This is a genomic window from Legionella sp. PATHC035, from assembly GCF_026191115.1.
In the GTDB taxonomy this organism is placed as follows: domain Bacteria; phylum Pseudomonadota; class Gammaproteobacteria; order Legionellales; family Legionellaceae; genus Legionella.
Window position 1 is genome coordinate 401,006 of the sequence record NZ_JAPHOT010000001.1, and the last position, 13,184, is coordinate 414,189.

Here is a 13,184-nt window from a genome sequence, read left to right on the forward strand (position 1 = left end):
ATTTAATAATTCCTTAATTGTTGTTAGTTAGAATGAGCACCCTAAATCACCACTTTACTTTCAAAAGGAAATTCATATGACAATACGCTATATTTCGCTAGCTATTGACAACGGGCTATTTAATTTAAATTATGTACAAGCGGATCATGAAAATTATACAAAGCATTTGGGTAATGCCGTTTTAGTGCATAATAAAGCCTTTCTCGACACCTTGAGGGAGCAAAACAAATCGTTCGCCTCTGTCTATGCCTTTATATATTCCAATAGGCAATCTTATGATGTCGATGTGGCCAGTGCCGGTTCTCACCTTCGATTCAAAGGCTCAGCTTTTTCCGCAATTGAGACTGTGTGTCACGATTTGGGTATAGTCTTTGATCCCTTTCTCTTAGCTGATCTATATAATGATTTACCTTATGGAACTGCATTCAATAAAGCTTTGGCAGAAGTAAAAAACGGGAATTATATGTTCAATCCTGACTGCGAAGACCACCCAACCTCCCCCTTTGATTATGACAAAACAGCCCTACTTTTCGCGCAACTGCAAAAAGCCGCTGTTGATGCCGCAGCCCAGCATCCCGGTGAAGAAATTATTTTTGATGTATTTGATAGTCATCATCACACTCTGGAGTTCACAAAAGGTTTTTTTTCCGAGCATAAGCATCTTATTCCCAAGGGGATGACCTTAAATTTAAACCACTATGATGGTGGAGAGCCGACTCTATACAACACCATTGAAGGTGAGGGGCTCGTGTACTTTAATTTTGCGAAGCATGTTAAAGGTTTGTTGCTAAGATCTACTTCCCTCCGTGATGAGTATGCAAAGTTGTCTATCCATCCTGAAAATCCAAAGGCCTTAGTGGATATTGTTGCTGAGTACTATGCCAGGAACCCCGGCTTATATCAGAAGGAACGTGTGCCGACTGAGATAACGGAACGAGTCCAGTCGGTATGTCGGGAGCTTGACCTTGATGAAACCCCATTTACAGTGAGTCAATCTTTAGAGGCTACAGAATTTGAAGCACAGGAAGGGGAAAAAGAAGCGGAGAAAGCAGAGGAAACTCAGCCCGTTCTGCCCGCAGGGTCAATAGCCATCAACTCACAAACAGGACTAAGCAATCCGGGGCGAAGCCAACATGGATTTTATGCTGCTGATGAAAAGAGCGAGGAAAAGGCAGAGTCCTCGAATCAGAAACAGCCCTCAATGCCTCGGTGTATTTTATATTAGACTTTATACCTTTGCTGCACGTTGCGTTAGAGCATTGCAGTAAAGGCGTTAGTTAGTCCTGCTGGTCAGTACTCCATTAAACTCGACAATCGCTGACTCAAAACCTGCTTTCACCGCTTTAAGAATGAAGGCTGAATTACATTTTTGTGCTTTACATGCTACTTAATGTCGATTTTGATACCACTCAACCCCATCAGGATGTTCTAAATTTAAAGGCGTTTATCAATAATTTCTTGAATTTCTGCAAAAAGAGAATAACCCTGTTTTATGGAATGAAGCACTGATGCTCTCTCCAGATGTGCTCCTATCGAGGCAACTTATAAAGTCTGATTTTGTCGCGTCACCCGATACCAAGATTGAATTTTAGTCTATTTGATGGTATAATGTTCATTCTTTTTAGAGTTCCAAATTGCTTTCAAAAGCACGACCTCTTTAAAAATACAAAAGGAAAAAACTATTCCTCGGAGTATGTCATGTGGTTCACATTTGCTATTTTTGCTGCCATTTTATGGGGTTTTAATTACGCTCTAGCTGAAAAAATATTAAACAGTATTTCCCCCATTACGCTATTGGCTCTGGAAATGACAATAGGTGCTGTATTGTTTACCTGCATTTCTTTTTTTACTACGATGAAAAGAGATGTTGCGCTTTTAACAACAGACTCTGGTTTATTATTATTAACTGTAGCCGAGATAGCAATCGTACTCGTCGCGAGTTATTTTATCGCGACCTCCATTAGTCTTAAAAATGCGACCATTGCGGGTATTGTCGAATTAACTTACCCCATCTTTACTATTATTTTCACCTGGTTTTTATTTAACCAAGTTCATGTGAATCTCTCAGTCATCATTGGTGGACTGTTTATTTTCATTGGCATTTTAGTAATAAGCTTGGCATAAAAGAGGAGACCTCTTTCTACTGCAGCAGAACCATGCCCCGCCCCATTTGCTTCTCTTTTTTTCTATTTTTTTGTTTGTCGCTGCAGTAGTATTATTTTAGATGAAGCAGGAGTAAAAACATAAGGATTTGACAATGAAAGCAGAAATTATAAAAAGTAAACTGGATCTCTATGATCAAAACAAAGGGCTTTTTAGAGTACTGAAAGATGAGCCACATATTAAAGCGTTACGTGAATTTTACAATAGCAAACTACAGGGAGTACATACTTTATCACCACCATTGCTTCAAGAGTTAGCGGTCATTCTGTTAGGTAAAAATGATAGGAATGGAGATTCAGAAAGCAGTCAGATTTTTAGAGAGCTTGTTCAGTACTTAGGCGGCTATGACACATTAGAAAGTTTAAATAAACACAAGCAATTAACAGGTGAACATCTAGCATTCCTTGAAAAAAATCACACTCATGCCAAACAGTTAACGCCTCTATTAATCTCTATTGGCAGTAAACTTTCTCCTTCTACTTTGACCATCCTGCTTCAAGCTGCAGAAAAAATAACAGATAAGGATCGATTAGTAGAGACGTTCAAATATTGTGAACAATGTGCACTCTCTGAGAATGCTGCTCTGTATTTTGAATTAATCAATCTCCTCAATCGTTATAGAATCAACATGGATGATGTTGTTCCCTTATTAAGTGAAGTAAAACAACTACTTCCTATAAAAAAGGTATTAGACCTATTGAGTAGGACTGACTCGCAATTATTCAATCGCGATAATGTTATTGCGATCATGAAATTACAAAACCCCTATTATTTTTATAAAATTTTTGCACTTCTACCCACTACGCAAGAAAGCTTAAATAGGTTATTTGCCGTGGATGACCTACTCGATAAATGTTCTCGAGCAGAAGCGATTATTAAGAACTTTAAAAGCGCAGGTTGGGAACTCGATCATTATTTAAAATATATTTTTAGTGGCACTACAAACGGGGTTGATTTAGAGCGTGCTACAAGTTTGTTGATGAACATGAACATCGAACCCGAGTTACTTCCGATAATATTAGAAACACTATTTACCCGCTCTAACGAGAGTATTGCTCTAGTCCACGCCGTGGGTCTTCTAGGGGAACACTTAAAAGAGGATATGGATTTGGCTTTCGCCACTAAATATCCTAATCGAGTCGCTGCAGCGATAGCAGAACTTAGAAAAGAAAAGTGTTTCAATGAACAAACACGCGAAGCTATCGGCGCTCATCCTGAGTATGCTGTTGAATTAGCACAGGCTTTGGTTCAATTTCACCGTATAGATTATACGGCACGCGCAGCTTATGATGGAATCATGAAATATCCTCAAAGTGCGGATAAAGCAGCAAGGGCCATCGAGTACTTACATAAAAAATCACTCTTGCACAACCCCCATGGTAAGACTGCCCCCCATAAAGGAAAAGCAAAACGAGGTTCTAATTCAATTGTTGCCGCAGTGTGTAAAGCAGAGTTAACGGACGACTCGTTGATTAAATTATTCGACATAATGCAAGCGGCGAAACTCTTAGACCTACCTAATCTTCATAAGGTAATAGCCCGGTTGAAATACATCAAAACTATTGCTAGCGCAGCAATATGTTTAGCCAATGGGAATAAATTAAATCAATTAAATTTTGAAAGTATAATGAGTGATCCGATTAATTCTCTAGCCATAGCAGAGCGTTTAGGAGGAACTCCCAGCTCGCCGTCCTCACCTAAGATAATTAACGAAGGCGCTAAGGATTTTGTAGAAATCAGAAAGGCAGCAAAAATCTTAGCACAGGGACAGCGACAAGGGCTTTTTTTTAGTCAGCTAGAGCCAGAAAAGGTAAAAACTTTTGAAAAAGCAACACATAAGAGAATGGCTGTCCTACAAAATGAAGCAATGATGAAAATTGCTGAGCAAACCAGCGACCATCATCTGGAGGATATTACAGAACATCATACAGCGAATGGCGCTTATTTTTCAGTGTACAAACATTAATACAGGGAGGCTGGGCTTACAGTCCAGCTTAGCCGGTGCAACTCCGCGAATCGACACTAATTTTTCCATTGAATTAGCCTGATTAATTGCAACGAGGCGTGTTATCTGTAGGCAATGCGCATTAAAAGCGACTGTTTTAACCTATTTTTTTGATATTCGTGATATAATTGCCAATTAAATAAGCATGTTGAGCATTATAATCAATGCCCTCTTCTCCTGTTCGCAGTAATCCATCAATAAAGGAAACTACATGAGTTTTAAGTCACTTGGTTTAATCGACCCCTTACTTCAATCCATAGATGAGTTAGGCTACAAAGAACCCTCTCCTATTCAAACTCAAGCGATTCCACAAATATTAGCAGGTAAGGACGTCCTTGCTTCGGCACAAACAGGCACAGGTAAAACGGCAAGTTTCGTATTACCTCTTTTGCAAAAACTGAGCTCACAACCACGGGCCAAAAGTAATAGAACTCGAATCCTCATTCTAACTCCAACACGTGAATTAGCCAGTCAAGTACATGAGAGTATACTGCAATATGGACGCTATCTATCACTTCGTTCTACGGTAGTCTTTGGTGGGGTAAAAATCAACCCCCAAATGATGAAGTTACGTTCGGGCGTTGAACTGTTAGTCGCCACGCCAGGTCGTTTATTAGATTTACATCAGCAACGCGCCATCCAGTTTGATCAAATTGATACTTTAGTTCTTGATGAAGCCGATAGAATGCTGGACATGGGCTTTATTCACGACATGAAACGAATCATCAATTGGCTGCCTAAAAACCGGCAAAACCTCATGTTCTCAGCCACGTTTTCTGATGAAATTCGAAATCTGGTAAAAACCATTCTGAATCACCCTGTTGAAATTGATGTTACTCCTCGAAACACAACTGTCGTGAAAATCAAACAAACAGTACATCCAGTTGATAAAAGTCAAAAGGCAGCTTTATTGAGCCATTTAATTCATAAAAATAAATGGGGTCAGACCTTAGTGTTTTCAAAAACCAAGCACGGGGCAAATAAATTAGTCAAACAATTAGCCGACGCACAAATTCATGCGGCAGCGATCCATGGCAATAAATCTCAATCCCAACGGACTAAGACTTTAGCAGAATTTAAATCAGGTGAATTACATATTTTAGTGGCCACAGACATTGCTGCTCGCGGTATTGATATTGATCAATTACCTTGTGTAGTTAATTTTGATTTACCCCAGGTTGCTGAAGATTACGTCCACCGTATTGGACGAACAGGCCGCGCTGGTGCCTCAGGACTTGCGATTTCTCTAGTCAGCGCTGATGAAGTCAATCAATTACACGCGATAGAAAAACTGATTCAGCACAAATTAAACCGTATTGAAATTGAAGATTTTGAGCCCAAACACAATGTCCCTCAAACCAATCCCTCGTCTAAAACTAAAAAAAATTTCCCAGCTAAAACGAAGACCACTTCAACAGCCAGTCAATTCAATAAAAAACCATTCGCAAAAAAAATCAACAAGAAGGGGCCTAAACAGTCGAAGCACGCATAAGTTAAGTACTTAACAACCCCCCTAGCAATGCTGCATAGTTCCAGTCAGAAGCATTTGCTATTTCTGTGGAATCAAGGGATTGGAAGATCATCGCCATAGGATAAATGCGTGAAAATCGCTTTATCTCTATTTAAACTTTGGTATTCTGAATTGTGGGAGGCTCATTTGCTTGTGAATTATTCCAATCCAAATAGCGCCTTTTTATTTCCTTAAATTGAGTTAAAGCTTTTATAAAAATATCTTTCTCCACAGCACTTGCAGTTGATAAAAGCATTTCAGTATCCACGTTAGGTGTTGCCATTTCCTCACTGGAAATATATTGGGGAAAATCTAAAATTCGCTCCATTTCTTTCTCTGCTCGTGAATACTCATCTACAAGTTCTTTTACGGAATAACCTGGTATTACATTTGAATTAAGCAACAAAACCGGTAAAAAATTGTCACGCATTAATAAATATTGCAATAAAACCATTGAATAGGTACGGCCTACCCCATCTTGAAAAGGATGATGCAATACATCGTGTTTTAAATACGTAAATACAGCAGTCAACTTTTCTTGCTTTGTGCTCGCATTCTCTAAGGCTTCTTCAAGTTGTTGAATATGATCAGAGCAAACAGCGTCTAAAAATGAATTACTGTCGGTCTTATTTTCCTCTCGGGCGGTATAATAGATCACTGCACCCGCCTTCAAATTTGACCATATTTTATCGGCTAAAGAATGAGTATCCTCTGTACAAAAGCTTGAAATGAATGCGACACCATCCTTGGTTTGTATTGTAATATCAACGCCAGCGGTACCCATTTTTGCCTCTACAGATTTTAAGTAATCAATCGTTTCAATTAATCCCTCTAGAGAATCAGTTTCAAGCTCCATTTGCCATGAGGCACCTCTATTTCTAAATTCACCCGGGGTTTGATCCAACATTTTTGCTACATCTTTAGTACAGGTTTTATGTAATTCTTTAAGAAAATCCAGTGTAAACGGTTTGCCAGATAGCATATGATCGATAGCAAAACACAGTCCGTTGGTCACATTTAATAAATAGCCTGGTTCATTATCTTCAAATCCTAACCATCCTCGATGTTTGTTAAAAAGGGGGACAATACGTTCAACTTTTCTATCTGCAACATGAAGTAAATTGTTTAGACCCGTCAAAGCCTCGTGATCGCCTAATTGTTCTGCAAGTTGGTATACATCGCCTATAGTGACATCTTTTAGACCATCTGCAATTATGGAAACATCAGTCTCCTTAGCTTTCTCCTCAGGGATACCATTCATTTTGGCAAACAATTTTTGATATAATTGCTGTCGAAAATCGTACCGAATTCTCTCCACGAAGAACCGCCAAAATTCATTCTCTGGGAAGTTATTAAAAAATCTTTTCACTCTATCTTCTTTAGAAATCCCAAACGCTTCATTATTAAAAAAGTTGTATCTCATAATGGTCAAAAATTTTAAAAAGCGATTAAAATTATTATAGATCAAATAACGATCAACTTGATCTCTTGTTGTTTTTATAAGAAAAATAGAATGAAAATCACCCAGCGCTATGGGTTTTATGGAGGCATAATCGAATTGACGGCTTAACTGAACCAAATGCCCCTATGAAATCTGATTTTTATCAGCTGGGGTGATGGATAAAAAATAAGCAAACCCTCTCTTTTATTGAATTAAAACATAATTTTTTATCCAGCCCCGGGTTTCAACGTTACCATCATCGAAACTAGAATTTGCATAAGCTAGTTGGATCTTTAGACCCAACATAGGTATTTATAGAGTATACAATCGCGCTAACTCGGATAAAGACTGATCAAGTGTTTCAAGTATAAAATTCACCTGCTCCCGATTAATGGTCAACGGCGGTGCTATTCGGAAGACATTGCCAAATTGCCCACCTTTTCCAACTAATAACCCTTTATCCTTACATAGGTCCATTAGCTGAAATGCCTCTTCAGATGCTGGAGCTTTTGTTATAGGATCTTTGACCAGTTCAATCCCTAAAAGCAAGCCGCGCCCTCGAACATCTCCAATAAGAGGATGTTTCTTTTGTAATTGTTGAAAACCATCCTTGAGGACATTACCCATAATGCGCGCATTTTCGACAAGCTGCTCTTCTTGAATGATTTCCAGTGTGAGCTTAGTTTGGATCATTTGCAATGGGTCACCTGCAAAGGTATTAAAATACGTTTTGCCAGTCATAGTTTCCGCAACCTCAGTTTTCATAAGTACGGCCCCAACTGCCGCGCCGTTACCTAATCCTTTAGCCATGGTTACCATATCGGCATCAATATCCAAAGTTTTGGTCAATAACAGATCGCCACCCCCACGTCCTGCTCCAGTTTGTACTTCATCACTGATGTATTTGCCACCATAGTTATGAACAATACGGGCGACCTCGGTAAAATACTCATCTGGAGGAGTAATAAAGCCTCCCACCCCCATCACGGGCTCCAGTATGAAAGCTGCTATTTTTCCATGCGTCGAATTTTGAATGGTTGTTTCAACATTTTTTGCACAGGCCAGATCGCAACTGTCAGGCTTTTGTTTAAATGGACAGCGGTAGCAATAAGGTTCAACTGCAGATGTCACTCCAGTAACTGGCTGCCCCTTGAATCTCCAGATGGAATGGCCACATGAGGCAAGAGCAGCAGAAGTACCGCCATGATAAGAGTGACGCACATTCACTACCATCGTTTCTCCAGTTGCGTGACGTGCTGCCATTATGGCAAGTTCATTTGCTTCTGAGCCAGAATTAGTAAAGGATACCCTGTCCATACCATTAGGTGCTTCCTCAAGCAAACGTTCTGCAGTTTCGACGGGGGCCTGATTTAAATACAGAAGACTAGTGTGTTGAATGACATCATCTTCAATTGCCTCGATAAGTGCTTTTTTTATCTTAGGATGATTATGTCCTGCTGAGATGCAAACAATTCCACCTATGGCATCAAGGTAACGTTTTCCTTCAGAATCCCATACATAAGTTCCCTGTGCTTTGACAAGCTGTATTGGATCTTTATGGTAAAATCCAGCGGTAGGTAAAAAGTGTTCTTTTCTGAATTGAATTAGCTCTTCGTTTGAGCGTGGTTGTCTTTGATAATTGTTCTCATTCATGAGGGTTGTTTCCTTTTATGCTTGTGAAGACTTGAACTCGTAAATAAAGAGTTTTTGCAAACGCCTTTTACTTCAAATTCTTGTTGTTTTATTTTGATATTTACCTCTGTTGCGCGTATTTCTTGAACACGATATGCTTTAGGATTCATATATCTATCCTTCTCCTTTTATCTTCTTATTAAACAACAAGTTGGACAACCTATTTAAGATGGCGAACAACTTACACATTTTTCATTCTGCATCGATTTTCTTTTGGATGTGCGTCATGATAGATGACATACTTTTTCGAAAAATAAAAGGGGCTAAACAAATTTAATTTTCTTATTTATACATTTGAAATGTTGCGTCAGCACCAACACATTATGCTCGTAATTTATACAATACCTACTCATGAAACGCCTACGTGACAACTCAGACCACCATCGATAGTAATGCTGGATCCATTAATAAAAGCCGCTTCATCCCCAATCAAATAATTCGCAAGTTCAGCTATTTCCTGAGGGGTAGCAATACGTCTTGCCGGAGTTAAATGAATTACTTTCTCCATGTGGTTATTAATCTCGTTATCTTGTACCCCCATCCGTGTATTGACATAACCAGGACAAATTGCATTACAAGTAATACCATGCTCACCCCATTCAGCTGCAATTGCTTTGGTATAACCAATAACACCGTGCTTGCTTGCAACATAGGTAGAGGATAAGGCAGCACCCAAAAAACCTTGTATGGAAGCAATATTAACTATTCTTCCATATGATTGTTTTTTCATTTCGGGCAATAAGTGACGAGCAAAAAGAAAAATACTTCTCAGGTTTGTATTAATCACCCTATCCCACTCAGCATCAGTCACTTGATCAACCGTATGAAAAGGACCACCATAACCCGCATTATTTACAAGAATATTGGGAAGATTTCCTGCTTCTTTTAGCTGATTTAGAACATGTTCTACGAGGAAACCATTGCCTACATCGCACTGATAAGCTTGAATCATTTTATTATGTTTCAGCTGCAGTGCTTGAGCAAGTGAATCTATTGGTTCGAGATTAAGATCCAATAAAATTAAATGATCCGTTGTTTCAATGATTTTTTGTGCAATAGCGGCTCCAATGCCAGAGCCAGCGCCAGTCACTAAAGCAATACGCCGTTTATTAGATTTCATTATAAAACTCCTTTTTCCGGCAATATTTCAATTTCGTTGACGGCAATTTCTAAAGGTAAGAGCACCAGCTGGGATAGACATCGAGCGACTAGCTCAGGATCTAACATATCACTTTTTGAAAAACCTGGTCGATCGTTCCAGATTTCTGTATAAGTTGCACCTAAAGTGACATGAGTAACCCGTATATGACAATCTTTTCCTTCTTCAACTAAATTGGTTGATAAACCTTTTAGCCCCCACTTAGAGGCGCCATAAGCTAAGTTATTATTTAATCCGACTTTATTGGCTACAGAACCAATGTTAATAATTCGCCCACCATCATGCTCTTTCATGAGACGGTAGGCTTCTTTAGAGCATAGAAAGGCACCTGTTAAATTGGTTCTAATTATTAAATCCCATTCAGCAGTTGTCGTATTTTCAATAGAATTGAAAATACCAATACCTGCATTATTAACCAGTACATCTAAGGGATAATTCAAGGATTTAAGCCAAGAAAATAAGCGTTGCACCGAGCTTTCCTGTGTGACATCCAATTGTTGTAAATGAATTTCTCCTGGAGTCAATCTCATATTTTCTTGAAATTGTGCCTGCCTTGAGGTAACAATAACTGTAGCATTTTTCTTTATTAAGCTTTCTGCTAAGGCTTTGCCAAGACCAATCCTCCCTCCAGTAATCAAAATTATTTTGCTTGTTTTTTTTCCCATTAGCTTTCCTATATAGAGCTTCTAGTGTTCCGTTTTGATAAAAAATAAACGCATTGATAATCTATAACTTTCTTGTTATCTGCTCATTAAACTCTTTTCTAAGTTCTGATTCAGTTTCTAGAATACCCATAAAATGAGAGGTTACCATATACGGATTTTTTTTGTTTACACCACGAGCAACCATACACAAATGTTGGCACTCAATCATTACCCCAACCCCTTTGGGTTTTAGATGAGTATGTATCGCCTCTGCAATTTGTACAGTCAATTGCTCTTGGATCTGGAGTCGGCGGGAAAAGCATTCCACTATCCTGGCTAATTTTGATAATCCTACTACCTTATTATCAGGGATATAACCTATATGCACTCGACCGTAAAATGGCAGCATATGATGTTCGCACATCGAAAACATTTCAATATCACGAAGTAATACAAGTCGGTTGTATTGGTTTTTATTTGAAAAACAGGTGCTTAAAACTTTTTCAGGATCAATAGAATAGCCCTCATATAATTCTTTCCAGCTATCGACGACCCTTCTCGGAGTGTCAATTAAACCTTCCCGTTCCGGATCTTCTCCAATCAGCCTAAGTAAATTTTTGATAAGGTCTCCTGCCCCTTTCTCATCGGTTTTTTGTTGTTCTTCATCGGTATTAATCGAATATTTTTCTGCTTGCATTGTAACAACTCCTTAATTGATGCTAATTCTAAGTTTAGTTCATGAAATAAGGAGCAAACTACTCAAGAATAAAATGAGGAATAAAAACATCCCATTCAATCCAGAATTTGGTCAAACTTTTTTCAAGGTCTATAATTAAAGATAAAAAACATGAGATAAAAAATGCAATATGCAGAGCTAATTATTAATATTGGTTTTTCAATTTGCTTAATTGCAAATGCGGCATTATATATTCCACAAATTTTTGCCTTATTAAAAGTAAAAAACTCAGAGGGCCTGTCGTTATTCACCTTTTTGGGGTTTAATGTGATTCAATTGTTCACCTTATTTCATGGTTGGATTGTAAATGACCTTATCCTGGCCTTTGGTTGCATCCTCAGCTTAATCACTTGCGGTACTGTTTCTTGGCTCATTGCCTATTACAAGTATTTTCAAAAAAAAACTTTGGATAATGTGGTGAGGTAATTATGCCTAAGTTTGTTGAAGTGGAACATAAATTTTGCTTTGATACTATGCAAAGCTTCAAAAAAGTAGAGTCAGCTATCTTGCGACTTTACCCTCTCCGCGATTATAAAGTTGATGTTGCTGAGCGTTATTTTCTTATAGATGGCTTAAATAATTTTATCATTCGACATAAAGTTGATGAAGAGAAACAAAGCTTGACCCTGAAATCATTTACCCCCGGAAAAGATTCAAAAACACGGCTCGAAGTTGAAATTTCTCTAGCTCAAGAACAGGGTGATCAGTTACAAACAGTAGAAAAATTTTTAACCGTGTTCAATAGCTATAAAGAATATAAATTGATGAAACATCTTCAAGTCTTTCTTTTCCCTGAAGCAGAAGTAGTTTTATACCAAGCAATTACTCAAGATAGGGAGTTATATGCATTGGAAATTGAAAGCGTCAAGGAATCAAAATATGAAGCGTTAAAACATATAAAGCAATTCGAACTACAATTAGGTCTAGATGTACGAAAACGCGAAAAGCGTTGTTTGTTTGAGTTATTGTTTCCATATGGATAAAAAACTTTTAAATGAGACAACTGGGGTTTATTAACAATTCACTAGAAAAAAAAGTGGAACTGTAAACTGACCCTAATCATGTAGGGATACTGCAATGCAATCAGATAATAAAGTGGCACTTGTTACTGGCGGGGCTAAGCGCGTTGGACGAAGTATTGTTGAAAAATTAGCGCAAAACGGTTATGACATCGTCATTAATCATCATGCATCTGATGAGCAAGCTATAGAGGTACAAAAAATTGTAGAGCAATTTGGTCAAAAGGGGCTTGTGATCAAAGCGAATATTCGATCTCTTGCAGAAACTCGTGATATGTTTGCGGCGATACATGAATCCTTTGGTCGAATGGATTTATTGGTGAATAGTGCTTCGCTTTATGTAAATCACCCTTTTCCTTGCGAGGATTTTCAACTGTTGCACGATTCTTTTGAGGTGGGTGTTTATGGAAGTCTCTATTGTGCCAACGAGGCAGCAAAAATCATGTTAAAGCAAGAGCGTGGAGCAATTATCAACATTATTGATTTATTTGCTTTTTACCCTCGTAAAAATATGATGTTTCATGGTATGTCAAAAGCCGCACTAGCAAGCTTGACCCAATATCTTGCAGTAGAATTGGGACCCAACATTAGGGTGAATGCTATCGCACCCGGCCCAGTTTTACCACCGGAACAATATTCAGCAGAGCGACAAATAAAATCAGCAGAACGTACCTTATTGAAGCGCTGGGGAAAACCGGAAGATGTTGCCGGGGCTGTTTTATATTTGGCTGAGGCTGACTATATTACTGGGGACATTATGTTTGTTGATGGCGGGCGCCATATTACTATGAGCGATTAGAGCCCCCATAGTGTCA

13 protein-coding genes are annotated in these 13,184 nt (G+C 38.5%); 7 read left to right on the forward strand and 6 right to left on the reverse strand.

What is annotated here, in order from left to right; translation table 11 throughout:
* The first annotated feature begins 76 nt into the window (after positions 1–76).
* The 4 genes from OQJ13_RS01815 to OQJ13_RS01830 all read left to right on the forward strand — a co-directional run bounded on the left by OQJ13_RS01815 (position 77) and on the right by OQJ13_RS01830 (position 5,660).
* Positions 77–1,225, forward strand: a complete 1,149-nt coding sequence (locus tag OQJ13_RS01815; RefSeq protein WP_265708769.1) for a hypothetical protein — start codon at positions 77–79, stop codon at positions 1,223–1,225.
* Positions 1,226–1,698: 473 nt separating this feature from the next.
* Entirely contained in the window at positions 1,699–2,124 is a 426-nt protein-coding gene (locus tag OQJ13_RS01820) for a DMT family transporter (protein WP_265708770.1), read from the forward strand.
* Between the two features lie 133 nt (positions 2,125–2,257).
* Entirely contained in the window at positions 2,258–4,129 is a 1,872-nt protein-coding gene (locus tag OQJ13_RS01825; protein ID WP_265708771.1) for a hypothetical protein, read from the forward strand.
* A 250-nt stretch (positions 4,130–4,379) separates the two neighbouring features.
* Positions 4,380–5,660, forward strand: a complete 1,281-nt coding sequence (locus OQJ13_RS01830) for a DEAD/DEAH box helicase (protein WP_265708772.1) — start codon at positions 4,380–4,382, stop codon at positions 5,658–5,660.
* Positions 5,661–5,790: 130 nt separating this feature from the next.
* Here the strand turns inward: OQJ13_RS01830 and OQJ13_RS01835 are convergent, their stop codons facing one another.
* The 6 genes from OQJ13_RS01835 to folE all read right to left on the reverse strand — a co-directional run bounded on the left by OQJ13_RS01835 (position 5,791) and on the right by folE (position 11,311).
* On the reverse strand, positions 5,791–7,047 hold the full coding sequence (locus tag OQJ13_RS01835) for a hypothetical protein (protein ID WP_265708774.1): 1,257 nt from the start codon (positions 7,045–7,047) through the stop codon (positions 5,791–5,793).
* 384 nt (positions 7,048–7,431) lie between these two features.
* On the reverse strand, positions 7,432–8,772 hold the full coding sequence (locus tag OQJ13_RS01840) for an aspartate aminotransferase family protein (RefSeq protein WP_265708776.1): 1,341 nt from the start codon (positions 8,770–8,772) through the stop codon (positions 7,432–7,434).
* On the reverse strand, positions 8,769–8,921 hold the full coding sequence (locus OQJ13_RS01845) for a hypothetical protein (RefSeq protein ID WP_265708778.1): 153 nt from the start codon (positions 8,919–8,921) through the stop codon (positions 8,769–8,771). Before OQJ13_RS01845 ends, OQJ13_RS01840 begins: the two co-directional genes overlap by 4 nt.
* Before the next feature lie 239 nt (positions 8,922–9,160).
* Positions 9,161–9,931 (reverse strand): SDR family NAD(P)-dependent oxidoreductase, encoded by a 771-nt coding sequence (locus tag OQJ13_RS01850; protein ID WP_265708780.1) that lies wholly within the window; start codon positions 9,929–9,931, stop codon positions 9,161–9,163.
* Positions 9,931–10,635, reverse strand: coding sequence for an SDR family oxidoreductase (locus OQJ13_RS01855; RefSeq protein ID WP_265708781.1), 705 nt, complete (start codon positions 10,633–10,635; stop codon positions 9,931–9,933). Before OQJ13_RS01855 ends, OQJ13_RS01850 begins: the two co-directional genes overlap by 1 nt.
* Before the next feature lie 61 nt (positions 10,636–10,696).
* Positions 10,697–11,311: a GTP cyclohydrolase I FolE gene (folE, locus tag OQJ13_RS01860; RefSeq protein ID WP_265708783.1), complete on the reverse strand. Its 615-nt coding sequence runs from the start codon at positions 11,309–11,311 to the stop codon at positions 10,697–10,699.
* Between the two features lie 162 nt (positions 11,312–11,473).
* Between folE and OQJ13_RS01865 the strand changes: the two genes are divergently transcribed.
* The 3 genes from OQJ13_RS01865 (at position 11,474) to OQJ13_RS01875 (ending at position 13,168) form a co-directional block, all read left to right on the forward strand.
* A complete protein-coding gene (locus OQJ13_RS01865; RefSeq protein WP_265708784.1) occupies positions 11,474–11,776 on the forward strand; it encodes a hypothetical protein in 303 nt (100 codons plus the stop codon).
* 2 nt (positions 11,777–11,778) lie between these two features.
* Positions 11,779–12,333, forward strand: a complete 555-nt coding sequence (locus OQJ13_RS01870) for a hypothetical protein (RefSeq protein WP_265708786.1) — start codon at positions 11,779–11,781, stop codon at positions 12,331–12,333.
* A gap of 94 nt (positions 12,334–12,427) precedes the next feature.
* Entirely contained in the window at positions 12,428–13,168 is a 741-nt protein-coding gene (locus OQJ13_RS01875; protein ID WP_265708788.1) for an SDR family NAD(P)-dependent oxidoreductase, read from the forward strand.
* The last annotated feature ends 16 nt before the right edge of the window (positions 13,169–13,184 follow it).

Bases quoted from the DNA above. Each gene is read 5' to 3' on its own strand.
- OQJ13_RS01815 (WP_265708769.1), top strand. From the start codon at position 77: ATGACAATACGCTATATTTCGCTAGCTATTGACAACGGGCTATTTAAT.
- OQJ13_RS01820 (WP_265708770.1), top strand. From the start codon at position 1,699: ATGTGGTTCACATTTGCTATTTTTGCTGCCATTTTATGGGGTTTTAAT.
- OQJ13_RS01825 (WP_265708771.1), top strand. From the start codon at position 2,258: ATGAAAGCAGAAATTATAAAAAGTAAACTGGATCTCTATGATCAAAAC.
- OQJ13_RS01830 (WP_265708772.1), top strand. From the start codon at position 4,380: ATGAGTTTTAAGTCACTTGGTTTAATCGACCCCTTACTTCAATCCATA.
- OQJ13_RS01840 (WP_265708776.1), bottom strand. From the start codon at position 8,772: ATGAATGAGAACAATTATCAAAGACAACCACGCTCAAACGAAGAGCTA.
- OQJ13_RS01845 (WP_265708778.1), bottom strand. From the start codon at position 8,921: ATGAATCCTAAAGCATATCGTGTTCAAGAAATACGCGCAACAGAGGTA.
- OQJ13_RS01850 (WP_265708780.1), bottom strand. From the start codon at position 9,931: ATGAAATCTAATAAACGGCGTATTGCTTTAGTGACTGGCGCTGGCTCT.
- OQJ13_RS01855 (WP_265708781.1), bottom strand. From the start codon at position 10,635: ATGGGAAAAAAAACAAGCAAAATAATTTTGATTACTGGAGGGAGGATT.
- folE (WP_265708783.1), bottom strand. From the start codon at position 11,311: ATGCAAGCAGAAAAATATTCGATTAATACCGATGAAGAACAACAAAAA.
- OQJ13_RS01865 (WP_265708784.1), top strand. From the start codon at position 11,474: ATGCAATATGCAGAGCTAATTATTAATATTGGTTTTTCAATTTGCTTA.
- OQJ13_RS01870 (WP_265708786.1), top strand. From the start codon at position 11,779: ATGCCTAAGTTTGTTGAAGTGGAACATAAATTTTGCTTTGATACTATG.
- OQJ13_RS01875 (WP_265708788.1), top strand. From the start codon at position 12,428: ATGCAATCAGATAATAAAGTGGCACTTGTTACTGGCGGGGCTAAGCGC.